Origin of the sequence: Aequorivita sp. KMM 9714 (assembly GCF_011065475.1) — a bacterium.
GTDB classification, from domain to species: Bacteria; Bacteroidota; Bacteroidia; order Flavobacteriales; family Flavobacteriaceae; genus Aequorivita; species Aequorivita sinensis.
In genome coordinates, this window is sequence record NZ_JAAGRO010000003.1 from 62,791 (window position 1) to 85,395 (window position 22,605).

At 34.4% G+C, this 22,605-nt stretch carries 24 protein-coding genes and 2 tRNA genes; 13 read left to right on the forward strand and 13 right to left on the reverse strand.

What is annotated here, in order from left to right; genetic code table 11:
• Nucleotides 1–136: 136 nt before the first annotated feature.
• Complete coding sequence (locus G3A46_RS09065; protein WP_165149094.1) at nt 137–1,048, forward strand: geranylgeranylglycerol-phosphate geranylgeranyltransferase; 912 nt, start codon at nt 137–139, stop codon at nt 1,046–1,048.
• 37 nt (nt 1,049–1,085) lie between these two features.
• On the opposite strand, the gene G3A46_RS09070 is transcribed toward G3A46_RS09065, so the two are convergent.
• On the reverse strand, nt 1,086–1,619 hold the full coding sequence (locus tag G3A46_RS09070; RefSeq protein WP_165149097.1) for an RNA methyltransferase: 534 nt from the start codon (nt 1,617–1,619) through the stop codon (nt 1,086–1,088).
• Nucleotides 1,620–1,838: 219 nt separating this feature from the next.
• Here G3A46_RS09070 and mutS point away from each other — a divergent pair, with 219 nt between their 5' ends.
• From mutS to G3A46_RS09090, 4 genes are all read left to right on the forward strand, one after another.
• On the forward strand, nt 1,839–4,475 hold the full coding sequence (gene mutS, locus G3A46_RS09075; protein WP_206735995.1) for a DNA mismatch repair protein MutS: 2,637 nt from the start codon (nt 1,839–1,841) through the stop codon (nt 4,473–4,475).
• Between the two features lie 184 nt (nt 4,476–4,659).
• Nucleotides 4,660–4,732: transfer RNA gene (locus G3A46_RS09080), tRNA-Gly, on the forward strand.
• A gap of 62 nt (nt 4,733–4,794) precedes the next feature.
• A tRNA-Leu gene (locus G3A46_RS09085) sits at nt 4,795–4,879 on the forward strand.
• Between the two features lie 121 nt (nt 4,880–5,000).
• On the forward strand, nt 5,001–5,507 hold the full coding sequence (locus tag G3A46_RS09090) for a hypothetical protein (protein WP_165149100.1): 507 nt from the start codon (nt 5,001–5,003) through the stop codon (nt 5,505–5,507).
• Nucleotides 5,508–5,583: 76 nt separating this feature from the next.
• On the opposite strand, the gene G3A46_RS09095 is transcribed toward G3A46_RS09090, so the two are convergent.
• The 3 genes from G3A46_RS09095 to G3A46_RS09105 are packed head-to-tail and all read right to left on the reverse strand — an operon-like array spanning nt 5,584 to nt 7,944.
• Nucleotides 5,584–5,844, reverse strand: coding sequence for a hypothetical protein (locus tag G3A46_RS09095; RefSeq protein WP_165149103.1), 261 nt, complete (start codon nt 5,842–5,844; stop codon nt 5,584–5,586).
• Nucleotides 5,845–5,896: 52 nt separating this feature from the next.
• On the reverse strand, nt 5,897–6,664 hold the full coding sequence (locus tag G3A46_RS09100; protein ID WP_165149106.1) for a TIGR03915 family putative DNA repair protein: 768 nt from the start codon (nt 6,662–6,664) through the stop codon (nt 5,897–5,899).
• Nucleotides 6,661–7,944 (reverse strand): putative DNA modification/repair radical SAM protein, encoded by a 1,284-nt coding sequence (locus G3A46_RS09105; RefSeq protein WP_165149109.1) that lies wholly within the window; start codon nt 7,942–7,944, stop codon nt 6,661–6,663. The genes G3A46_RS09100 and G3A46_RS09105 overlap by 4 nt, the downstream gene beginning before the upstream one ends.
• Nucleotides 7,945–8,044: 100 nt before the next feature.
• On the opposite strand from G3A46_RS09105, the gene G3A46_RS09110 reads away from it, so the two are divergent.
• Nucleotides 8,045–8,812 carry a LexA family transcriptional regulator gene (locus G3A46_RS09110; protein WP_165149112.1) on the forward strand — a complete coding sequence of 256 codons (768 nt, stop codon included), beginning with the start codon at nt 8,045–8,047 and terminating at the stop codon, nt 8,810–8,812.
• A gap of 51 nt (nt 8,813–8,863) precedes the next feature.
• Here G3A46_RS09110 and G3A46_RS09115 read toward each other — a convergent pair whose 3' ends face one another.
• The 3 genes from G3A46_RS09115 to G3A46_RS09125 form a co-directional block, all read right to left on the reverse strand.
• Entirely contained in the window at nt 8,864–9,112 is a 249-nt protein-coding gene (locus tag G3A46_RS09115) for a hypothetical protein (protein WP_165149115.1), read from the reverse strand.
• Between the two features lie 45 nt (nt 9,113–9,157).
• Entirely contained in the window at nt 9,158–9,373 is a 216-nt protein-coding gene (locus tag G3A46_RS09120) for a hypothetical protein (RefSeq protein WP_165149118.1), read from the reverse strand.
• Nucleotides 9,374–9,520: 147 nt separating this feature from the next.
• Nucleotides 9,521–10,690, reverse strand: a complete 1,170-nt coding sequence (locus G3A46_RS09125) for a glycosyltransferase N-terminal domain-containing protein (protein WP_347237689.1) — start codon at nt 10,688–10,690, stop codon at nt 9,521–9,523.
• A gap of 212 nt (nt 10,691–10,902) precedes the next feature.
• Between G3A46_RS09125 and G3A46_RS09130 the strand changes: the two genes are divergently transcribed.
• The 3 genes from G3A46_RS09130 to G3A46_RS09140 all read left to right on the forward strand — a co-directional run bounded on the left by G3A46_RS09130 (nt 10,903) and on the right by G3A46_RS09140 (nt 13,474).
• Nucleotides 10,903–12,063, forward strand: coding sequence for a DegT/DnrJ/EryC1/StrS family aminotransferase (locus G3A46_RS09130; RefSeq protein ID WP_165149124.1), 1,161 nt, complete (start codon nt 10,903–10,905; stop codon nt 12,061–12,063).
• A gap of 33 nt (nt 12,064–12,096) precedes the next feature.
• Nucleotides 12,097–13,119, forward strand: coding sequence for a UDP-glucose 4-epimerase GalE (galE, locus tag G3A46_RS09135; RefSeq protein WP_165149127.1), 1,023 nt, complete (start codon nt 12,097–12,099; stop codon nt 13,117–13,119).
• A 163-nt stretch (nt 13,120–13,282) separates the two neighbouring features.
• Complete coding sequence (locus tag G3A46_RS09140) at nt 13,283–13,474, forward strand: hypothetical protein (protein WP_165149130.1); 192 nt, start codon at nt 13,283–13,285, stop codon at nt 13,472–13,474.
• 96 nt (nt 13,475–13,570) lie between these two features.
• Here G3A46_RS09140 and G3A46_RS09145 read toward each other — a convergent pair whose 3' ends face one another.
• A complete protein-coding gene (locus tag G3A46_RS09145; protein WP_165149132.1) occupies nt 13,571–14,050 on the reverse strand; it encodes a hemerythrin domain-containing protein in 480 nt (159 codons plus the stop codon).
• A gap of 169 nt (nt 14,051–14,219) precedes the next feature.
• On the opposite strand from G3A46_RS09145, the gene G3A46_RS09150 reads away from it, so the two are divergent.
• Entirely contained in the window at nt 14,220–14,564 is a 345-nt protein-coding gene (locus tag G3A46_RS09150; RefSeq protein WP_165149134.1) for a cupin domain-containing protein, read from the forward strand.
• 55 nt (nt 14,565–14,619) lie between these two features.
• The gene (locus G3A46_RS09155; protein ID WP_165149136.1) at nt 14,620–15,945 is read left to right on the forward strand and encodes a D-serine ammonia-lyase; all 1,326 of its coding nucleotides are present in this window, start codon (nt 14,620–14,622) and stop codon (nt 15,943–15,945) included.
• Nucleotides 15,946–16,060: 115 nt separating this feature from the next.
• On the opposite strand, the gene G3A46_RS09160 is transcribed toward G3A46_RS09155, so the two are convergent.
• The 4 genes from G3A46_RS09160 to G3A46_RS09175 form a co-directional block, all read right to left on the reverse strand.
• Entirely contained in the window at nt 16,061–17,104 is a 1,044-nt protein-coding gene (locus G3A46_RS09160) for a hypothetical protein (protein ID WP_165149138.1), read from the reverse strand.
• A 229-nt stretch (nt 17,105–17,333) separates the two neighbouring features.
• On the reverse strand, nt 17,334–18,215 hold the full coding sequence (gene fabD, locus G3A46_RS09165) for an ACP S-malonyltransferase (RefSeq protein WP_165149140.1): 882 nt from the start codon (nt 18,213–18,215) through the stop codon (nt 17,334–17,336).
• 106 nt (nt 18,216–18,321) lie between these two features.
• A complete protein-coding gene (locus G3A46_RS09170) occupies nt 18,322–19,176 on the reverse strand; it encodes a fructosamine kinase family protein (RefSeq protein WP_206735996.1) in 855 nt (284 codons plus the stop codon).
• Between the two features lie 30 nt (nt 19,177–19,206).
• Nucleotides 19,207–20,652 carry a M28 family peptidase gene (locus G3A46_RS09175; protein ID WP_165149142.1) on the reverse strand — a complete coding sequence of 482 codons (1,446 nt, stop codon included), beginning with the start codon at nt 20,650–20,652 and terminating at the stop codon, nt 19,207–19,209.
• 167 nt (nt 20,653–20,819) lie between these two features.
• Here G3A46_RS09175 and G3A46_RS09180 point away from each other — a divergent pair, with 167 nt between their 5' ends.
• Nucleotides 20,820–21,368, forward strand: coding sequence for a sigma-70 family RNA polymerase sigma factor (locus G3A46_RS09180; RefSeq protein WP_165149144.1), 549 nt, complete (start codon nt 20,820–20,822; stop codon nt 21,366–21,368).
• 6 nt (nt 21,369–21,374) lie between these two features.
• The gene (locus tag G3A46_RS09185) at nt 21,375–21,629 is read left to right on the forward strand and encodes a hypothetical protein (protein ID WP_165149146.1); all 255 of its coding nucleotides are present in this window, start codon (nt 21,375–21,377) and stop codon (nt 21,627–21,629) included.
• On the opposite strand, the gene G3A46_RS09190 is transcribed toward G3A46_RS09185, so the two are convergent.
• The gene (locus G3A46_RS09190; RefSeq protein WP_165149148.1) at nt 21,626–22,444 is read right to left on the reverse strand and encodes a hypothetical protein; all 819 of its coding nucleotides are present in this window, start codon (nt 22,442–22,444) and stop codon (nt 21,626–21,628) included. The two genes, G3A46_RS09185 and G3A46_RS09190, sit on opposite strands and share 4 nt — an antisense overlap.
• Nucleotides 22,445–22,605: the final 161 nt, after the last annotated feature.

A 22,605-nucleotide genomic window follows, 5' to 3' on the forward strand; every position in this document is an offset into this window, starting at 1 on the left:
TTGCAACTTATTTACAATCGTGATTCTGTCTGGTCGAGCACATTCGGATCCTCACCATATAAGTATATGTTATTATCGACTTCGTTCAAGTAGAATTGATAATTTTTTAAGCATCCTATTTTCAACCTTATAGTTTATGCTCAACCGAAAACAAAAGCTCCTTTTTCTTAAGTTCTTTAGCCTGTTTTCAGTGGTTCGTGGATACAATATTTTAATAATTGTAATTGCCCAATACCTTACTAGTATTTACATTTTAGCCCCCGAACTACCCGTTCGAGAAGTTTTATTCGACGTTAATTTATTAATGCTAGTGCTAGCTTCATCTACTGCGATTGCAGGGGGGTACATCATCAATAGTTTTTATGATAGCGAGAAAGACCTTATCAACAGGCCTAGAAAAACAATGTTAGACAGACTTGTAAGTCAGCGTACAAAGCTTTCTACTTATTTTGTGTTAAACTTTCTTTCGGTAGTATTTGCTAGCTATGTTTCATTTAAATCGGTTGTCTTTTTCTCGATTTATATCTTTATGCTGTGGTTCTATTCGCACAAACTCAAAAAATATCCTTTTATAGGAAATATGGTAGCGGCCATACTTGCAGTAGTTCCCTTCTTTGCAATTTTTGTGCACTATGCGAATTTCGATATAGTGATTTTTGTTCACGCAACTTTTCTGTTTCTGCTTATTTCTATGCGTGAATTGGTTAAGGATTTAGAAAATTTAAAAGGAGATATCACGCACGGATATAATACAATTCCTGTGGTTTATGGTGAAAAGACTTCTAAACTTATGCTTACGGCTTTAAGCTTGTTAACGCTTGTGCCAATAGTACTACTAATTACAAAGTTTAAAGATGAAATAGGATATATGGATTTCTATTTCTACGCTAGTATTGCCGGCTTAGTATTGTTTTTAACAGTTCTGTGGAAATCGAAAAATAAGATTCATTATCTTATTTTACACAATATACTAAAGCTTGCCATTGTAATTGGGGTGTTTAGTATTGTATTGATTAACCCAGGCTTCCTAGCAAATAAATTGTTTTAAAAGAAAAAACTCACCACTCACCACTCACCACTAACCTCTACTTCATCTTAACAAATAAATCCCAAACCACTACGCCAACGCTTACTGAGATATTAAGTGAATGTTTTGTGCCAAACTGTGGGATTTCAATAACTGCATCGCTTGCAGAAACAATTTTTTGCTGCACGCCTTTAACCTCATTTCCAAAGATTATAGCGTAAGTTTTATCTTTTTCTACAGTGAAGTCGTTGAGGTTAATTGAATCTTCAGCTTGTTCGATAGACGCTACATAAACACCTTCTTCCTTCAATTTAGAAACAACATCTAGTGTGTTTTCGGCGTATTCCCAATCCACACTTTCTGTTGCACCAAGTGCGGTTTTATGAATGTCTTTGTGCGGAGGTTGTGCGGTGATGCCACAGAGATAAATCTTCTTAACTAAAAAAGCATCGGAAGTGCGAAAAACAGAACCGATATTATTCAAGCTTCTTATATTGTCGAGAATAATAATTAACGGAGTTTTTTCTGAAGCTTTGTATTCTTCAGGATTAATACGGTCTAATTCGCTATTTTTTAGTTTGCGGTTTTTCATAGGCAGGCAAAGTTAATCCTTATAAATTAAAAGTGGAAGGCTAGTTTGTGCTACTTCATAAAAAGATAGGGTTAAGGGAAAGGTGTATTATAAAATAATTCAACGTGAGTTTTACAAAATCTCGGTTTATTGTTGATAAAACAAGATAATTCATATACACTTCATTTTAAAGGAAACTGCAATTTCGTTACTTTTATCGGTTAAAGAATAATTAGAGTTATGGCGAAGAAGGTTACCCCATTAATGAAGCAGTACAACAATATTAAAGCTAAGTATCCAGATGCTTTGCTGTTGTTTCGCGTAGGGGATTTTTATGAAACCTTTGGTGAAGATGCTATCCGTGCTGCAAAAATATTAAACATCACTCTTACGGCTCGAAATAATGGGGGCGATAAGATGGAGCTTGCAGGATTTCCTCATCATTCACTAAATACGTATTTGCCAAAGTTGGTTATGGCCGGTTGTCGTGTGGCCATTTGTGATCAATTGGAAGATCCGAAAATGACCAAAACCATTGTAAAACGTGGAGTTACCGAATTGGTTACTCCAGGTGTTGCCTTTAACGATGATATTCTTCAATCAAAATCAAATAACTTTTTAGCTGCGGTGCATTTCGGTGCTTCAAAAGGATCGGCCAAATCACAAAATATTGGTGTTTCATTTTTAGATGTTTCTACAGGTGAATTTTTAGTTTCTGAAGGCCCGGCAGAATATGTAGATAAATTACTTCAGAATTTTAGCCCATCTGAAGTGCTCTTTTCAAAACAGAAACGCAAGCTTTTTGCTGAAACTTTTGGAAATGAATATCACGTGTTTCACCTTGAAGACTGGATTTTTCAAGGAGATTATTCATTTGAAACCCTTACGAAGCATTTCAACACCAAAAACTTAAAAGGCTTTGGAGTTGATCATTTAGAAGAAGGGATTGTTGCTGCAGGAGCTGCGCTTCATTATTTAAGTGAAACTAGACACACCAAGCTTCAGCATATTTCAAGGTTGTCTAGAATAGCCGAAGACGAATATGTTTGGATGGATCGATTTACAATTCGCAATTTAGAGTTGTATCACTCCACACAACAGAATGCTGTTACCCTTTTGGATGTTATAGACAAAACTATTTCACCAATGGGTGGAAGGCTCTTAAAACGCTGGATGGCGCTGCCACTCAAAAATGTTGAAAAAATAAATAGACGACACGAAGTTGTTAGTTTTCTACTTGACAATCCTGCAGTTTTAGAGAAAATTCAACAATACACAAAGCGTATTAACGATTTGGAGCGACTGATTTCTAAAGTTGCCACTGCTAAAGTAAATCCGCGAGAGGTTATTCAGTTAAAAAACTCTTTGGAAGCTATCGTGCCTATAAAAGCACTGTCGTTAAACTCAAAGAATGAATCGCTAAAAATTATAGGCGAACAATTACACGATTGTGAACTGCTTCGAAATAAAATTAAAGAAACCCTTTTTGAGGAAGCACCTGTAAATGTTGTTAAAGGAAATGTAATTGCAGAAGGTTTTTCAGAAACACTTGATGACCTTCGTAATATATCAGTAAATAGTAGAGGATATTTAGATGAAATGCTAGAGCGTGAAACTAATCGCACAGGTATTTCTTCTCTTAAAATAGGTTCAAATAATGTTTTCGGATATTATATTGAAGTAAGAAACACTCATAAAGACAAAGTTCCAGCAGAGTGGATTCGCAAGCAAACCCTAGTAAATGCCGAGCGTTATATAACCGAAGAACTAAAAGAATACGAGGCTAAAATTCTTGGTGCTGAAGAAAAAATCTTAGCCTTAGAACAAGAGTTTTTTGCTAAGTTAGTAGAGTGGATGCTAGAATATATAGCTTCAGTACAGCAAAACGCAGCCTTGATAGCGCAATTAGACTGTTTGTGCTCTTTTGCAACTCAGGCTAAAGAAGCGAACTATAGTCGTCCGCTGCTTGATAATTCCTTCGATTTAGAAATAAAAGACGGACGTCACCCAGTTATTGAAAGGCAATTACCACCCGATTCCCCTTATATTGCAAATGATGTTTTCCTAGATAGGGAATCTCAACAAATTATTATGATTACCGGTCCTAATATGAGTGGTAAGTCGGCAATACTTAGGCAAACAGCTTTAATAGTATTATTGGCACAGATGGGGAGTTTTGTTCCTGCATCGGCTGTTAGGATGGGTTGTGTAGATAAGATTTTTACAAGAGTAGGGGCTAGCGATAATATTTCGATGGGCGAATCTACTTTTATGGTTGAAATGAATGAAACGGCAAGTATTCTAAATAACCTATCGGAGCGCAGTTTGATTCTTTTAGATGAAATTGGACGTGGTACCAGTACTTATGATGGGATATCGATTGCTTGGGCTATTAGTGAATACTTACACGAGCATCCTTCTCGCGGGAAAACACTTTTTGCTACCCATTACCACGAGTTGAATGAAATGACTGAAACTTTTGAGCGAATCAAAAATTTCAATGTCTCGGTAAAGGAATTAAAAGACAATGTGCTTTTTCTGCGAAAATTGATTCCTGGTGGTAGTCATCACAGTTTTGGGATACACGTTGCGAAAATGGCTGGAATGCCACAAACGGTCCTTCAGCGCGCAAATAAAATCTTAAAAAGGCTAGAAAAAAATCACGGATCGGAAGAATTGACTGAAGAAATGAAGTCTATTTCGCAAGATGAAATGCAATTGAGCTTTTTTAAATTGGACGATCCTCTGCTTGAAGAATTGCGCGAAGAAATATTAGATATTGATATTGATACACTTACGCCTGTGGAAGCTTTAATGAAGCTAAATGAAATTAAGCGAATGTTAGAGCGGAATGCTACGCTAAAAATAAAAAAGTAAATTTTGAAAATAATTTCTCAAAAAACACTTTGTGATTGAAGTAAAATTTATAAATTTGCCTCCGCTTTGAATAAGAAGCGACGTTCATTAAAAATCTTGCGAAAATAACCTTCTCAGGTAAAATTGAGAAAGTAGAGTATCATCCAATTTTATTGGAGGTGCTTGTTTCGGTTTTTAAGAATACGCGAAAATAGCTCAGTTGGTAGAGCGCCACCTTGCCAAGGTGGAGGTCGCGGGTTCGAATCCCGTTTTTCGCTCAACTGAAATACCGTTTTTCGGTGTTTTTGTTAAGTCCAGGTTGTTTTGGACAACCTAATAAGCTGATGTGGTGGAATTGGTAGACACGCCGGACTTAAAATCCTGTGCCCATCTCGGGCGTGCGGGTTCAAGTCCCGCCATCAGTACAAAATCCCCTTTGTTGTAAAACATTGGGGATTTTTTTTATCTGTTATTTATTAACCTTTTATTTCTCCCTAATTCTCTTCGATTCCGTAAATTTGCCATTCATCAAAATGCTAAAAACTAATGGCTAATTTGATATTGAATATTCTTTCTCTTGGCACAAAACCACTCATCGAAAAACAGCGAAAGTTCCACAACTTAATCGTTGAATTTAGACATAGGTTTTCAAATCCACAACGAGCTGCCAAGGCTTTAGATGATATTAAGGAGTTCTATGAAAAGTTAGACAACTTCGATTTCAACTATGTCTTCTTTAAAGATTACTATCGTGAGTATATAGAAAACCTAAACAGGTTTAGACCGCAGGACAACAATCCCGATCTAACTTTTATACGAATAGCGCTTACTGAGAATAAATGGAAGCCAACCGAGCCGTTTCCAATATTTGTTCACCATTTAAAATATAAGAATAGACTAACTTCTGGATTGTTTATTTCTCGTGAGAAAAAACTAAATCTCAAAAAAATAAAAGATACCAAGGTAATTACTGAAGAGAGCAGTAAGTCTGAATCGGATAAAAAATGGACTAGAATTCCAATTAGAGAAGAAAGAGAGAAGATGTTAAGATAATCTTCATTAAGACTATAAAGCAAAAAAAAGCCTTTTCAATTAAGAAAAGGCTTAAATTTTATAGCAAATTTATTGCTTACTGACCGTCAGTTGCGTCTTTTACAGCTTCTTTAGTGTCTTCAGCAGCATCTTCGATAGCATCTCCAGCATCTTCCATTGCTTCTCCTGTTGCATCAACAGCATCATCAATAGCGTCACCAGCGTTATCTAGTGCGTTTTCAGTTTCAGTTTCAATAGACTCAGCAGTTTCGTCAATTTTTACTTCAGTAGTTTCTCTACAAGAGTAAACAGAAGCAACTAAAGCAAGAGCTGCAAGTGATAAAAATATTTTTTTCATTTTGGTAATATATTAGTGATTAATAATGAGCAAAAGTAAGTAAAAAAATCATTCAAAATTTTTTTTCTGTTAAAAATTTCCAATACCGCTTAGGAATATGCTTAATATGTAACTTTATATTCTTTCTTGAGCCTATATTGCTGCTATTAAAGTAATTGAACCAAAGCTTTTGAAACTCTATTTCTTCAAAAGTAAAATATAAAGAAGCTTTATCTCCGCTATTAATATCTTTTGATAACTCTAAAGTAATGGTTTGAACCTTTAATAAGTCGTAAAATATTCCATAATTTCTTTTTAAATCGTAAATCAACCACTTTTGATCTGCATATCTACTTTTGAAGTGGGATGTGTTTAAAGGTAAAACATCAAAATCTGGTTCTACTGTAGCGAAGTATATTCCGTCCTTAGTAAGTTGAAATCGCACAAAAGCATCCATTCTATGCTTTTCTCTATCTACCTTTTTTACGATTTTTTCTAAATGGAGAATTTCCGGATCGGTAAAATCATTTTCAATACTTATACTTGAAGATAACGCCTTTCTTATATTGTAGAGAATAGTGTTTTCAATATTTAAAGTTTCACTTAAAAATGCTTTATAAAGCTTAGTCTTCGCCTTAGGTGATAACTTCTTAGACAATCCCTGCCAGACTCGCTTGGCTTTTATGGGTTCAGAAAGTACTATTAAACTATGGTCGAAAAAGTTAGGTTCGTAGTGCTCCTCTTTTATAATCGAAACCTCTTTTAACTTGTGTTCATAAACATAGAACACACTCGACAAAAGACCTTCAAAAGAACCGTCGTATTTTAAGATGGTTTTCACGCAGATAGTGTATTCTGATTGTCGAAAAGGCTTAATTGATTGCTTAAAGTTGCCGAAAACTTGGAACTTGAGTTTGATAGAATTATGCTTTTGAGTTGTGCTGAAGTTCTATCCTTTGTTTCAAAAGTACTTGAATCGCAAACAATAAAATATTTAGCTCGGTTTAAGGAAGCTCCAATAGATTTTAAGTTTTCCCAATTTAACTTTCGATATCTGCGTGCCTTGATAATTTTGTTTACAGATTTTAGCCCCAAGCCTGGTACACGTAATAACATTCTCATATCAGCTTTATTGACATCTATAGGAAACTGATCTAGATTTCTCAATGCCCAACTTAGTTTTGGGTCTATATCCGATTCTAGATTTGGATGTTCTTTGTTTAACAGTTCACGAACGTCAAAGCCATAAAAACGCAGAAGCCAATCGGTTTGGTAAAGTCTGTTTTCGCGCAAGATGGGAACGGCCGATCCGATTGTGGGTAAGCGACTATCGTTACTGATTGGGACGTAGCCCGAATAATAAACCCTTTTCAGATTAAACGATTTGTAAAAATATGCTGAAGTGTACATTATTTCAGCATCGGTTTCGCCACTAGCTCCAACTATCATTTGGGTGCTTTGTCCAGCGGGAGCGTAAATGGGAACTTTTTTCAGAAGTTTCTTTTCATTTTTATATTGAATGATTTCATTTTTCACCTTTTCCATGGGCTTTATAAAATCCTTTCTATTCTTTTCAGGTGCAAGGAGTTTTAAACCTTTTTCAGTTGGAATTTCAATATTCACCGATAGCCTATCTGCATAAAGTCCGGCTTCTCGCATCAATTCATCACTCGCACCGGGAATAGATTTTAAATGAATATAACCGTTGAAATACTCTTCTTGCCTGAGCTTTTTTGCCACCGCAATTAGTCGCTCCATAGTGTAATCGGCATTCTTGAAAATTCCACTGCTAAGAAACAGGCCTTCTATATAATTTCTTCTGTAAAAATTAATAGTTAGATCGACAACTTCTTGAACTTTAAAAGCAGCTCGTTTTATGTCGTTACTTTTTCGGGTTACACAGTAAGCGCAATCAAAAATGCAGTGATTGGTTAAGAGTATTTTTAATAGCGAAACACATCTGCCGTCTTCGGTATAGCTATGACATATTCCCATACCGCTGCTATTGCCTAAACCTTTATTTGTGTTTTTTCTATTACTACCGCTAGAGGAGCAGGAAACATCATACTTTGCTGCATCTGCTAGTATTTCTAACTTTTCGTTTATTCTTTTAAAATCCATACAATCTTGGAATATTGCCAAAATTAAGGAAATAATCCTAGAAAGTAGGTTTAAATCCAAAATTAATTTGGATATATTCCAAAATGAAGTATATTTGTGTATGGAATCTAAACTAACCATTGAGGCACAGCGATTTAAGAAAATTCGCGAAGAACAGAGACACACTCAGCAATCGTTTGCTGAACTTTTAGATATTGGGTCTACAACCGCTGATATTGAGCGTGGTAAAACAAAAATTACAGGGAAAGTAGTAATGGAGTTAATGGCGCAATTCAATATCAATCCATTGTGGCTTTACGGCAAGAGTTATGAAAAGCACATCGATTCTTCTCGAGGAGATGTTAGTCCAAAAGTTGTCACTTTAGATATCGAAGGCAATGACAGTATTCTTTTGGTAAATCAAAAAGCTGCGGCTGGATATCCTAACAACATTCACGATACAGGGTGGTATCAAACCTTACCCGCATTTAATATTCCTTTGCCAGAATATAGAAATGCCTCATATAGAGGTTTTCAAGTAGAAGGAGATAGTATGTTGCCAAATATAAAACCTAATGAATGGGTTTTGGGTAGGGCAGTAGCAAGTATTAATGAAGCTACTGATTCTAAAATCTATATTGTGGTTTTAAGAGACTCTGTTTTAGTAAAAAAATTACAGAAAATACCTGGTAACCCTCAGTCTATTAGGCTGATCTCACTAAACGAAAGTTATTTACCTATAGAAGTAAAAGTAAGAGATATACAAGAGCTTTGGATGGTAAATAGTAAGTTGACCTTTGGTGTAGATGAGCCTTCAGAAAGTAGTTTGCTAAGACAATTGCAGCAATCTATGGACGAATTAAAAGGACAAATAAGAGGATTGAAATAAAAAAGGATGCTCATTTCTGAGCATCCTTTAATTTGAATAGATTTGATAGAATTAATCTAAATCTTTTACTTTTATTTTGGTGTTACCGTCTTCGTCGGTTTTAATTTTCACCTTTTCGTCTTCGGTTTTCATTTTAATTTTGTCACCGTCGTCTTTTACTTTAATTTCTGCACCTTTGTCTTGCATGTCCTCAATTAAAGTTTCCTCTAATGTTTGTTCTTTAGTTTCTTGATCTCTACAAGAGGTAAGAGAAACTGTTAAGAATCCTGCAAATAAGGCAATCATTGTTAGTTTTTTCATTGTTTGTTTTAGTTTTAGTTAGTGATTAGTTTTATTGTAAATTGATTAATCTTTTCCGATTTCATCAATTGTTTTATCAATTTCTTCGTTTACTTTATTGTCTACCTTTTTAGCAGCTCTTTCTAAAATTCCCTCGTTGTCTGTTTTTTCAGGAGTTTCAACTTTTACTTCGCGAATTACTTCTTTAGTTTCAGTTTTAGTTTCACGACAAGAACCAAGGGCTACAGCAGATATAGCAAATAATAAAATTAATTTTTTCATATTATGATTTAAATAGATTGTTTGGACAAATCTAAGGTAATTAAAAATACGCTTATGGTAATTAAATACTAAAATATGTGAAAGAATTACTAATATAAAAGGGTATTTTTATAAAAGTGAGCTGTAAATTGTGAAATAAATGAGGGTTTAACTTTGGAGTTTGGCAATGTAATCCATCACTTTATTGGTGGCTCCAGTGTTTGAGTTAACGAAGTGCCCACTAATCATTCCTGTTTTCTTTCTATAGTTTGCGTCAGAGACCAATTTGGTTAAAACCTCACTAAGTTCTAGGGGATTTGAAATTGAAAATAAGCCAGCTAAATTGCGAAGTCGTTTGGCTTCAGGGAAATCATTGTAATTCTTTCCAATTATAATAGGCACTCCAAAAGTTGCTGGTTCTAAAATGTTATGTAATCCAGTTTTACCCATAGCACCACCTACATAGGCTATATCTGCATAGCTGTATAACTTGGTAAGAAGACCAATGCAGTCAATAATTAATACGGTGTATTCAGCGAGATTAACATCGTCTTTCTGTGAATGAAGAATAACTTTTTGTTTGTATAGTTTTTCGGTAAATGCCTCAATTTTACTTTGTTCAATTTTATGAGGCGCAATAATAAATTTTACATTACTTGGTGCTGAATTTATATAATCTAAAAGTACAGCTTCATCTTCTGGCCAAGTACTCCCGCAAACAACACAAAGTGAGTCTCCTTTAAATTCCTTAGCAAACTTTAGCGTGTTGTCCATTTCAATTTGATGAGAAACTCTATCAAATCGAGTATCGCCACTTAAGGTTGTGTTTTTAAAACCTATGTTATTTAATAGTTTAACCGAATTTTCTTCTTGTAAGAAAAAGTGGTTGAAGCTATTTAGTGCTTTTCGCATAAATCCTCCATAAGGTTTAAAAAAGATTTGATTTTCTCTGAATACACCAGAAACAAGTAGGGTAGGGATGTTTTTCTTTTTTAATTGAAGTAGATAGTTTGGCCAGAACTCATATTTTACAAAAATAGAAAGCGATGGGTGTATAGCATCTATAAATCGCTTAGCATTTAAAGGAGTGTCCATCGGTAGATAAACAACTACATCTGCTAAAGGTGTGTTTTTCTTAATCTCATATCCCGAAGGGGAAAAGAAACTAACTATGATTTTATGATCGGGTTTTGCCTTTTTTACCTCCTCCATAATCGGTACTCCCTGTTCAAATTCACCTAATGATGCGCAGTGAAACCAAATAGTTTTATCGGAAGTCGAAATGTTTTTACCAAGCATAGCCAATACATCTTTTCTGCCATCAACAAACAATTTCATTTTTTTGCTGAATAGCGATACAATCCTCAAGGCGAAGGAAGCTAGGTAAATAAGTAAGTTATAGATAATGTGCATCGAGTGTAAAAATACCAAAATTCGACTTCCAAATTCTAAAATATCCTCTCAATAATGTAAATAGCCAATAACTCGTTAAGTTGAAGTTTACAAACTTCATTTTTCGTAATTTTACAAATTCAATACTATTACAAAAAATGAGAAAAATTCAAATGGTAGACCTTAAGGGTCAGTATGAAAATATTAAGGAGCGTGTAGATAGTTCTATTATGAATGTAATTGAAACTACAGCTTTCGTAAATGGTCCAGAAGTTCACCAATTTCAAAAAGAGCTTGAAGATTACCTTGGGGTAAAACACGTTATTCCTTGCGCAAACGGTACTGATGCTCTTCAAATTGCTATGATGGGTCTTGGTTTAAAGCCTGGTGATGAGGTTATCACCGCCGACTTCACCTTTGCCGCAACTGTAGAAGTTATTGCACTTTTGCAGTTAACTCCGGTTTTAGTTGATGTGGATCCGATTAACTTCAATATTGATGTTGAAGCAATTAAAAAAGCCATTACTCCAAAAACAAAAGCTATTGTTCCTGTACATCTTTTTGGTCTAGCGGCCAATATGGATGAAATTATGGAAGTTGCTGAAGAACACAATCTTTATGTAATTGAAGATAACGCCCAAGGCATTGGTGCAGACTATACTTCAAAAGATGGCACTAAGAAAAAAACTGGTACTATTGGGCACGTTGCTTCTACTTCATTTTTCCCTTCTAAGAACTTAGGATGTTATGGTGATGGTGGAGCAATTTTCACAAATGATGATGATTTGGCGCACATAATTCGCGGAATTGTAAATCACGGTATGTACGAACGTTATCACCATGATGTTGTAGGTGTTAATAGTAGATTAGATTCTATTCAAGCTGCTGTGCTTCGTGCAAAATTGCCACATTTAAATGACTACAATAAAGCTAGAAAAATCGCAGCTCAAAAGTATTCTGAAGCTTTTAAAAATCATAAAAACATCATCACACCTACTGGCTGTGGAAAATGTTCGAATGAAGAAATAGATGGATGCAACTGTCACGTTTACCACCAATACACCTTGAAGATTGTAGATGCAGATCGCGATGCTTTGGTGAAACATTTGAATGAAAAAGAAATTCCTTGCGGTGTTTATTACCCAATTCCGTTACATCTTCAAAAGGCTTACAAAGATGAGCGTTATAAAGAGGAAGATTTTGAGGTTACCAATCAGTTAGTTAAAGAAGTTATTTCTTTACCAATGCATACCGAGCTTGATGATGAGCAGATAGATTATATCACAAAAACTGTGATCGAATTTATGGAGAATAATTAATAAAGAAATAGCCTGAATTACAGGAGTAGAATTATGAAAAAAATATTAGTAACAGGAGGATTAGGTTATATAGGTAGTCACACGGTAGTGGAATTACAAAAAACAGGATATCAAGTTGTAATTATAGATAACTTGTCCAATTCGTCTTTAGACGTTTTGGAAGGTATTACAGATATTACTAAAACTCCACCCACTTTTGAACGTTTAGATCTTCGTGAGAAAGCAGCAGTATCCGATTTCTTTAAGCGCAATAATGATATTGATGGTATTATTCACTTTGCAGCAAGTAAAGCTGTAGGGGAAAGTGTTGACAAACCATTATTGTATTACGAAAACAATCTAAACACTCTTATTTATTTGCTTCAGGAGTGTAATGCGCATAATATCAATAATTTTATTTTCAGTTCATCTTGTACTGTTTACGGCGAGCCAGATTCGTTGCCAATAACTGAAGATGCTCCTGTAAAACCTGCAACTTCACCTTATGGCAATACCAAGCAAATTGCTGAGGAGATATTAAAGGACACTTGTTCTGTTTCTTCATTAAAAACTATTGCACTACGCTATTTCAACCCGATTGGAGCACACGAAACTGCGTTAATTGGTGAGCTACCTGCGGGAGTGCCTCAAAATTTAGTTCCGTTTATCACTCAGACTGCAGCTGGAGTTCGTGAACAACTTTCTGTATTTGGTGACGATTATCCAACTGAAGATGGTAGCTGTATTCGCGATTATATTCATGTTGTAGATTTAGCAAAAGCACACGTTATTGCTTTAGAACGCCTTCTTTCAGAAAAAAACAAATCGAATTATGAAGTTTTCAATTTAGGTACAGGAAGAGGAAGCTCTGTGCTTGAGGTAGTGAATTCGTTTGAAAAAACTACAGGGGAAAAATTGAATTACAAAATTGTAGATCGTCGTCCAGGTGATGTTATTTCTGTTTATGCCGATACTAAAAAAGCAAATGAAGAACTAGGTTGGAAGGCACAAAAAACAATGGAAGAAGCCTTAGCATCTGCCTGGAAATGGGAGCTGAAAGTACGTGAAAATTCATAGAAACGTAAGGGTTTATAAAATCGTTTACTTAAACTTAAGATAGGTTTAACCTTCATTTTTTGGAATTAGGAGCTAATATTTGTTTCTTTGCACTCGAATAGTACTCTGGACTTCTGCTTCAAAATGAATACTTTGCGAGCTGAAGGGGGTCAAAAAAAATATGATGAAGTTAGTTTCAGTGAAACGACAAACAAAAACAGAAAAACGATTTACAGAAAAAATGGGAATGTTCACAACAAGTGTGATCTACATTAAAAAAACATTTTTAAACATCCCTTTTAAAACATTACACAAATATCGCGAAACCTATTACGGTGAAATTAAAGATTGCGAAGATTGTGTTATAAGTGCTTAGAAAAATTGTGAATTCATAATTTTGAATTCAAAAAAAACGCCGAATGATTCATTTTCATTCGGCGTTTTTTATTCTAGTTGATTTAAAATATTTTCATCAAACCTCCCAAAACCGGTCTGTCCACTCCTCATCCGAAAACTTTAATTGGGAATGTTTTTCCTCGATTTCCTTCCACGCTTCTTGCCACGCTTCTTGGGTAGTAATAGCTCGTATTTCTTGGTATAATATGCGTTCTTCAAAGCCTATATAAGTAGTTAGTTCCTCTTCAATTTTGTGGAATACTGTATTGAGGTTGGACGTTTCATTAAACAATCGATTTAGTCGTCTGTGATTTGCAATAGCCCTTATCACTCGAACATTATTATTTCCTAGAATTGGAAAAATAAATTCTTGTTCTATTTCAAAATGTGGATCTAGATAAATTTCTTTAAACCAATCGATATAATTCTTAATCCGTTTAATTTCAATTTTTCCTTGCAGTCCTTCTCTTATTCGTTCACAAAAAAGAATTACTTCATCGTGATCTTCAGTAAGAGGTATAAGTGATAAATATTTATTTTCTATTCCTTTCTGCATATTTATTCAATTCATTCTTAAAACAAATAAACAAATTTCAAAAAACTGATTTCTAATAGTTATGAGGTTAATCATAAATAGAAAACTTGTTGTTTTAATTTAGGACAATAAGGTAATTTTATTTAATTTTGAATGATTCTAAATAACGAAATTAAAAAATCTAATAATCATGAAACTAGCATCACTTATAGACAATCTAGAATACAATGAAAACAGACCAGCAATTCAGGTTTTAATGGATACCGATTCAGGGAAGGAAATCAGAATTACTTTTAAGGAAGGTCAGGTTATGAAAGAGCATAAAACGCCTTTCCCAATTGTGGTGGAAATTTTTGAAGGTGCCATAGACTTTGGGGTAAATGGGACAATCCATAGCTTAAAGAAAGGTGATTTAGTAGCGCTTGAAGGTGGGGTGCCACACGATTTAAAAGCACTTGAAACGAGTACTGTTAGGTTGAGCTTAAACAAAGCTGATTCAGCTACTCGAGTAGAGGGGGTAGCCAAAAATTCATAGTTGCTATTCTATTTAGTTGTTAAGTAATCACCGGTTTTATTATAAAAACAAGAAAATGTATTCATCAAATAAAATAGATTCATTTGTAAAAAAGTCGCCTATTCTCAAGGAAGTAATCGACTTAAAACCTGTGGTTTGGCTTAACGACAAAAAGAAAAGCAGTTCTGAAATGCCCGAATTTCCTATTAAAATGAAGGATATACAGGCTGCCGAAAAATTGTGGAAACGATTTGCTTCATTTTTTGTTAAAGCATTTCCAGAAACTGAAGCTACAAACGGCATTCTTGAATCTCCTTTAAAGGAAATTCAAAATATGAAAGAGCTTTTAAACCAAGAATCGTCAAAGATTGAAGGTCGTTTCTTTTTGAAATGTGATAACGCCTTACCTATTGCTGGATCTATTAAGGCTAGAGGAGGTTTTTTTGAGGTGTTACACTATGCAGAAGAATTAGCTTTAAAAGCTGGAATCTTAAATAAAGAAGATAGCTATGAGGTTTTCCTTTCGGATAAATTCAAGCAATTTTTTAGCAAATATAAAATAGGAGTTGGCTCTACAGGCAATCTCGGACTGAGTATTGGAATTATTAGTGCTAAGCTAGGTTTTCAAGTAACGGTTTATGTTTCTGCCGATGCTAAACCTTGGAAAAAAGATTTGTTGCGCTCCAAAGGAGTTCAAGTAGTAGAGTTTGCAGGAGATTTTAGTGAAGCAATTTTGGCAGGAAGACAAAAAACAAAAGCCGACCCAATGGCTTATTTTGTTGATGATGAAAATTCTAAAAAACTGTTTTTAGGCTATACAGTTGGGGCGCTTCGATTGGCGGAACAATTAGAAAAAGCTAATATAAAGGTGAGCGATTCGCATCCGTTGTTTGTATATTCTCCTTGTGGTGTTGGTGGCTCTCCCGGAGGAACTGCTTTTGGGCTAAAACAAATTTTCGGCGATAATGTACACTGTTTCTTTGTAGAACCTACACATTCACCTGCGGTGTTAACAGGTTTGGTTACTGGTGAAATGAGTAATATTAGTGTGCAGGATATTGGGATAGACAATAAAACTGAGGCCGATGGCTTGGCAGTAGGGCGTCCTTCAAATTTTGCAACTTCGGTTAGCGAACATTTAATTAGTGGTATTTATACTCTTGAAGATCATCGACTGTTTACACTATTAACTCAATTGATGGACACTGAAAAAATATTCCTAGAGCCTTCCGCTACTGCTGGCTTATGCGGTCCGCAGATGATTGCAAAAACGGATTACGCCGAAAAGAATAATATTAATATGAATAATGCCACCCATATAGTCTGGGCGACAGGTGGTGACTTAGTGCCAGATTTTGAAAGAAAAGAGTTTTATAAAAGAGGTAAAAGTATTACTGAGTAAAGCTTAATGTATTTACTAAAAAAAAGCGAGAGAAACTTTGTTTCTGCTCGCTTTTAAATTGAAGGCCCCCTCAACCTTCAAATATGTATTATGGCTAATTCTATAAAGGGTTTTATTAGTCTATTAGTTCTATTCCAAAGACATAAGTGTTGAAAACCTGAGTGTTTGAAATTGAATTTGCTACTAAATCAAATTCAAAATAATTGGTTTGTACAGTATTTCCGTTAGCTAAAGAAGTGAGGTAGTAAGTCTTGTTGCATTCACTGTAAACTGTAGAATAAAATTCAGTATTTATATTTGTAGGAATTGAAAGTAAATCTGAATAGGTTCCGTTAGCAGGATTTATTTTTACGATTTTTCTCGAATTGATATCAGGCATATCCATTATTGCCAACAGTCCAAAGCTTTCAGAATATTCTAATCCGATAAATCTCACAAAATCTGTATTTGAAAATGACGGATATAAATCAACATGAGAGCTTGTATTATTAGATGTATTTACGGTAATCAAGTTCGTTCCTGAAACAAAATACAGTTCGTTGACACCGTTTGAAGCTGCACTCATAGATTCTACGTGGAAGAAACTGTTGTTGTTAAAAGTTGTGTTTGACGCTGGTATTGCAAGTGCTGCACTTGTAGTTCCATTGTTCATATTAAATGGTTTTACAGAAAAGTGATTGTCGATTCCAGAATTTGCGTAACCAGAGTTTGAAACTTCAATTACATAACTTTCTCCACCGACAATAACAGGTGCAGCTATATTGGATGGTGTAGTAAATTCCTGTCCTGTCCCGGTATTTATATTGAAATTAAAATATTTTCCAGCTCTAGTTACAAGCATACCGTGTAGCTTGCTGTTATCATTATATAAGGAAGTGCTTGTAGGTAATTGATATGTGAGATTGGTATTAGTTGTTAAACTTCCCTCATAAATAGGAGTGGCGCTGTCTAGGTCGTTTATAAGAAAAGAATTGTAATCTATAACAGCATTTACATTGTTGTCGAATACTGTATTTAAAGCCAGTAATTTTTTATTGTAATTGAAACATGGTGAATTGTTTGTGTCATCGTTTATAGTACAGTCATCATCAGAAGAGCAACTAGTAAATATTAAGCAAGTTAGAACTGCAAGGCTGAAAATTGATAAAAAAGTTTTCATAGTATTGATATTTTTGATGTTATATCATTATATCAACACGAGTTATAAATTGTTACCCTTAAAAAATAAAATAAATAGAAAATTAATGGGAACTCGATATCGAGTTATAAGTGTATAGCCATTAATATCTAGGCTAAGATTAATAACACTTTTTAAGAATAGGTATAAAAAAACGTCGAAAGAAACTAGCCTTCGACGTTTTTGATAATTTTAAATATGAATTTTTAATTTACATTTCTGCTTTTTCAGTTTCTGCAGTACGGTCAATTTTCTTCACTAAGCCTTGTAATACATTTCCTGGTCCAACTTCAATAAATTTTGTTGCGCCATCTTTAATCATATTCTGAATGCTTTGAGTCCATTTTACTGGAGCTGTAAGTTGGAATATAAGATTTTCCTTTATTTCAGAAGGGTCGGTAACTGCAAATGTTGACACGTTTTGATAGATAGGGCAAGCTGGAGCTGTAAATTGAGTAGCTTCAATGGCAGCAGCAAGTTCTTCTCTTGCTGGTTCCATTAATGGACTGTGGAATGCACCACCTACTGGTAAGATAAGTGCTCTACGTGCTCCTGCTTCTTTTAAACTTTCACAAGCTGTGCCTACAGCATCAATTTCACCAGATATTACTAATTGTCCTGGGCAATTGTAATTTGCGGCAACCACAATTCCTGGAGTATTTGCACAAATCTCTTCAACTAAATGATCTTCTAAACCTAAAACAGCAGCCATAGTCGAAGGTGTTTGCTCACAAGCTTTTTGCATTGCTAAAGCACGCTTGTAAACCAACTGCAATCCATCGCTAAATGCTATGGTTCTATTTGCTACTAAAGCTGAAATTTCCCCTAATGAATGTCCAGCAACCATATCAGGTTGAAATCTGTCGCCCATTACTTCTGCTAATATTGTAGAGTGTAAAAATATAGCTGGTTGCGTAACTTTTGTTTCCTTCAATTCGTCGGCAGAACCTTCAAACATAATTTTGGTAATGTCAAAGCCTAAGATTTCATTGGCTTGATTAAATAATTCTTTTGCTTTCGCAGAATTATCGTAAAGGTCTTTACCCATTCCAGTGAATTGAGCACCTTGTCCAGGGAAGATATATGCTTTCATTTAATTCGTTTTTTTATTTGAGCTGCAAAAATAGGAATTAATTCCACGATTTTACTTGCTATCCAAAAAGGATTGGTTGTGCGATAAGCGACACGTTTTTATTAAATCAAGAATATTTATTTATAATTGAGTTCACTTTCGGTAAATAACTACTTCCAAATAGATTAAGATGCACGAGTAAGTAGTACAGCTGCCAAAGAGAAACCCTATCTTCCCAACCTTTTTCTAAAGGAAAAATAGAATTGTAGTTGACAATTAATTCTTCTGAAAATCCTCCAAACAACTTCATCATTGCAATATCCATTTCTCGAGGAGCAAAGGCGACCGCAGGATCTATTAAAACAGCTTGGCTTTTTTTACTAACCATATAGTTACCACTCCATAAGTCACCGTGAATTAAAGATGGTGCTTCATTTGGGATTATTTCTGAAATGGTTTTATAAAAGCTAGCTAAGTTTTTAAACTGAAACCCATTTTCTGACGCCATATTAAATTGTGGCTCTAACCGATTACTTATATAAAATTCTGAAGCAGATTTACTAAAGTTGTTTTTTTGAGGCAGACTACCTATATAGTTATCGTGGTCTAATCCAAAATCTGTTTGAGTTACTTGATGAAGCTTTGCTAAATTATCGGCAAAAGATTTCCAAAAACCAGCATTTAGCTCTCCACTTGAGATATATTCGAGTAATAAGTATGAAGTGTTTTCAATTTCTCCATTTGCTAAAACCTTAGGGATTTTAAAGCTATTCGAATCTCTCAAATAGTTTAAACCTTTTGCTTCAGCAGTAAACATTTTAGGGAATTTTGTAGCATCATTCAATTTAACTACAAAATTCCCTTCTTTACATTTCAGTAGGAATACTTCATTGATATCTCCACCAAAAAGTTGCCTAACTTCAATTAAAGTTAAGTTGTTTTGGGCCGCAATATTTTGAATTCTACTGATAAAAATACCCAAGCTATTAAGGTGTCCTGTTGATTACGAGAATTAATTTAGAATAAACTTTTTACTCAATGTTCTACCGTTAGTAAAGTTGAATTTTACAATGTAAAAACCTTTGTCTAAGGCTGTAAGATTAACACTTCCAGATTGAGAATTTGCCTTTTCATTGATAACACTTTGTCCGCCTATATTGTAAATAGAAATATCGCTAACGTTTGTAGTTAGATTGTTTAGACGGTAATTAAGTATGTTTTCATTTACAAATACAGCAATAGCGTTTTCTGAAAAATCATTTACAGACATTGTTTGTGGCTTGGCAGCTTCAATTAAGAATTGCAATCCTAGTTTTGTAAATTTTGCTGAATGTTCAGGGGTGTCGAAAAAAGAATAAACATCCTCATCTGTATGTATTTTTGGATTAGACTCGCTGAATTTAGCTTCAAAAGGAAATGCTGCTTCGTAACCATTGTTTGCCCAGCTTGCATGATCTGAACAACCGTATCCACATTCGGTAAAGTTATAGGTAAAAGCGTGGTTACCGGTTCCGTTATAATGATCCATTAAATCAACCAAAAAGTTGTTTAATGCGCTACTGTTGTACCAATCTGTAGAAATCCAAACATCTTCGTTAGAACCATTGTAGCCTGTCATATCAAACTGAACGTAGGCTCCAACATTTATTCCGTTGCTTGCATATTCTGAAGCAATTTCTTCTGAACCTACAAGTCCAATTTCTTCAGCAGCATAAGCCATAACTTCAATAGTGCGATTTGGAACAAACTCCTTTGCTAAAAGCACACGAATCATTTCGTTTAAAGAAGAGATTCCCGAAGCATTATCATCGGCACCAGGAGCATCATTTATATCCCAAAATGAAGTTGAATCTAAATGTCCACCAATAATCACATATTCATCTGGAGTGTTGGCTCCATCAATAGTTAGAATTACAGAAGGCATTGGTGTGTTTTGATGATTGTAAATACGAGTGTGAATGTCGGTTCTACCAGATTGTGCAATCATAGCATCCCATTTAGCTTTTAAGTCATGAACAGATTGTTCGCCTTGAGATGTTTCGTGATGACGTGTTCCGTAAGCTTGCAATTCTAGAATATCATCTTCTATATTTTGGTTATTAACCAGATCTAGACATTCATTTACTAAATCGGTTTCTGTGATTGTATATTCTAAAAATGAATTTCTGCTTTGAACTCTATTTAAAGCTTGTAGCGCCTTTTCTTTAGAAGGTCTAAAAATATATCCTGGACCGTGAACTTGAACGTTTTCGTGTATTTTGTGAGAAACTTCCTCAGTAAGATAAACAGCAGATTCGTTGTTTTTTGTATCTAATATTTGAATATCATTTGGGTACAGCTGCTTAAATTTTAAAGCAGTCTCTCCACTCATGGTTGCGTAAAATGAATTGTTGTTTTGTGCAATTACCGCAGTTGCTAAAAAAAAGAATAAGATAAAGGTTGTTGTAAAGTTTTTCATTGGGAAGTTTGTAAGTTAATTTACGTAAAATTAAAACTTTTAATGAATTTAATCTCCTAATAATGAAGTTTAAATTTTTTGACGTATCTTATGGTGTTAAATAAGAACTTAACTTAAGTCTAAATTAATATCCTCCTCTATTTTGAAAAAGATAAAACAATTATATAGTGGAAGTATTAAATCCGAGTAAGTGGGTAGATAATTACGCCGATTATCTTTACAATTATACTATTGTAAGGGTGAATGATGCTGTGATTGCGCAAGATTTGATTTCAGAAACTTTTCTAGCAGGACTAAGGTCCAAACACAATTTTAAAGGTGAGGCTAGTGAACGCACATGGCTTATTTCGATTTTAAAGCGGAAAATAATTGATTATTACCGCAAAAAAAATTCGAATAAAGGGAAGGCTGAAGTTCTTGTTTCATATAAAAGCGATGATATAGAAGGTAATTGGCTTGAGGAAAATGCTGCAGATTTATTTGACAGAACAGCCGAAGATAAAATGGAGAATAGCGAACTCGGACTCGCCATTATAAAGTGCTTGAATAAACTACCAACAAAGCAAGGTGAAATTTTTAAAAAGAAAACAATCGAAAATCAAGATACGGATGTTCTTTGTAAAGAATACAACATTACTCCGTCTAATCTGTGGGTTATTATCCACAGAGCACGTAAGAATTTGATGGAGTGTTTAGAAAAAAACTGGTACAATTAATATTCTATGAAGTTATTTTTAAAATGTCACGAAGCAGCATGTTTGTGTGACAAAAACCAATATAAGGAGATTAGTATATCCGAAAAATTAAAACTAAAACTGCACCTCTTACTTTGTAAACTTTGTAACAACTACGCGAAGAAGAATCAAAAACTTACAAATACTTTAAAAGCTGTAGAAATTAAAACTCTTAATCCCGAAAGTAAATTACAGTTAAAAGAGAAGCTTCAAAAAGAGCTAGCCGATAAGCTTAATTCTTAAATTGTTTTAAGAGTGACATACATTACAAACCAAAGTATCGGTAAACCCTCTACCCAAAATGAAGAGAAATATCGCTTCTGGTCTTTTTTTGAAATTAATACTGCCCAACCTAAAATTATTGAGAATAATAGCAAACTTGTGATATAAGCAGCTTCTGATGCTTCCTTAAAAAACTCAATAAATAGACTAATTGATAAAGCAGCTAAACCTGCTATTTTAGTGTTTTTAATACCAAGTTGTTGTGGGATAGTTTTTAGGGCTAACGCATCATATTGAATATCGCGAATTTCAAAAGGTAAAATAAGCACTACTACAATTAAAAAACGTTGGATAAAAGTAAGAACCACATCACTTGTGATTGTTGATTCCGAAGCTATAAACGGAATAATAACCGTAATTCCTGTCCAAACAAATGCAACTACAAATATTTTTAATCCTGAAAACATACGCAGACTCCTGTGTTGTGCAAAAGGAACTGCATATAGAACCGTTGTGATTCCAAATAACGCAATAAAGAGAATTGTTGAAAATGAAAGTTGAAACGCTAGAAAAATCCAGAGCAGAAAGCAAACTGCAGAAAAAATTTGAATCGCCCGTAAAGAATTGGTAAGACTTCTGTGATGTAGTCCTGCTATTGAGGCGTATTTTACAAAATTGTAAGCCGATATTGTTCCTAGAAAAATAAAGGCTGAGGTGGTTTGTGGTGCTTTTAAATTATACTCTAAAGCGGTGATGAAAAAGAAGGCTAAAACAGCTAAAGCAACGTGTATGCTGCTGTTTATATAAAACCTGAAAACACCCCTCAGAAAATTCATGATTTCAAAATTAGGCAAACTGTTAGTAACCTATTGATTTAGTTGAAAAAATTAATTTTTCAAATCACTAAAAAGGAATTGATTCTCGTTAAAAATCGTAATTTTGCGCCGCATTGCAAACTATTGAGTTTTAATAGTCTGCTCATTTTAAAAATCTAAAT

Coding starts and splice junctions, on each gene's coding strand:
- G3A46_RS09150 (WP_165149134.1), top strand. CDS start 14,220: ATGAAACTAGCATCACTTATAGACAATCTAGAATACAATGAAAACAGA.
- G3A46_RS09185 (WP_165149146.1), top strand. CDS start 21,375: ATGAAGTTATTTTTAAAATGTCACGAAGCAGCATGTTTGTGTGACAAA.
- G3A46_RS09130 (WP_165149124.1), top strand. CDS start 10,903: ATGAGAAAAATTCAAATGGTAGACCTTAAGGGTCAGTATGAAAATATT.
- G3A46_RS09140 (WP_165149130.1), top strand. CDS start 13,283: ATGAAGTTAGTTTCAGTGAAACGACAAACAAAAACAGAAAAACGATTT.
- G3A46_RS09160 (WP_165149138.1), bottom strand. CDS start 17,104: ATGAAAACTTTTTTATCAATTTTCAGCCTTGCAGTTCTAACTTGCTTA.
- galE (WP_165149127.1), top strand. CDS start 12,097: ATGAAAAAAATATTAGTAACAGGAGGATTAGGTTATATAGGTAGTCAC.
- G3A46_RS09155 (WP_165149136.1), top strand. CDS start 14,620: ATGTATTCATCAAATAAAATAGATTCATTTGTAAAAAAGTCGCCTATT.
- G3A46_RS09120 (WP_165149118.1), bottom strand. CDS start 9,373: ATGAAAAAATTAATTTTATTATTTGCTATATCTGCTGTAGCCCTTGGT.
- G3A46_RS09070 (WP_165149097.1), bottom strand. CDS start 1,619: ATGAAAAACCGCAAACTAAAAAATAGCGAATTAGACCGTATTAATCCT.
- G3A46_RS09190 (WP_165149148.1), bottom strand. CDS start 22,444: ATGAATTTTCTGAGGGGTGTTTTCAGGTTTTATATAAACAGCAGCATA.
- G3A46_RS09095 (WP_165149103.1), bottom strand. CDS start 5,844: ATGAAAAAAATATTTTTATCACTTGCAGCTCTTGCTTTAGTTGCTTCT.
- G3A46_RS09115 (WP_165149115.1), bottom strand. CDS start 9,112: ATGAAAAAACTAACAATGATTGCCTTATTTGCAGGATTCTTAACAGTT.
- G3A46_RS09110 (WP_165149112.1), top strand. CDS start 8,045: ATGGAATCTAAACTAACCATTGAGGCACAGCGATTTAAGAAAATTCGC.
- G3A46_RS09145 (WP_165149132.1), bottom strand. CDS start 14,050: ATGCAGAAAGGAATAGAAAATAAATATTTATCACTTATACCTCTTACT.
- G3A46_RS09065 (WP_165149094.1), top strand. CDS start 137: ATGCTCAACCGAAAACAAAAGCTCCTTTTTCTTAAGTTCTTTAGCCTG.
- G3A46_RS09090 (WP_165149100.1), top strand. CDS start 5,001: ATGGCTAATTTGATATTGAATATTCTTTCTCTTGGCACAAAACCACTC.
- G3A46_RS09125 (WP_347237689.1), bottom strand. CDS start 10,690: ATGAAATTGTTTGTTGATGGCAGAAAAGATGTATTGGCTATGCTTGGT.
- G3A46_RS09105 (WP_165149109.1), bottom strand. CDS start 7,944: ATGGATTTTAAAAGAATAAACGAAAAGTTAGAAATACTAGCAGATGCA.
- fabD (WP_165149140.1), bottom strand. CDS start 18,215: ATGAAAGCATATATCTTCCCTGGACAAGGTGCTCAATTCACTGGAATG.
- mutS (WP_206735995.1), top strand. CDS start 1,839: ATGGCGAAGAAGGTTACCCCATTAATGAAGCAGTACAACAATATTAAA.
- G3A46_RS09175 (WP_165149142.1), bottom strand. CDS start 20,652: ATGAAAAACTTTACAACAACCTTTATCTTATTCTTTTTTTTAGCAACT.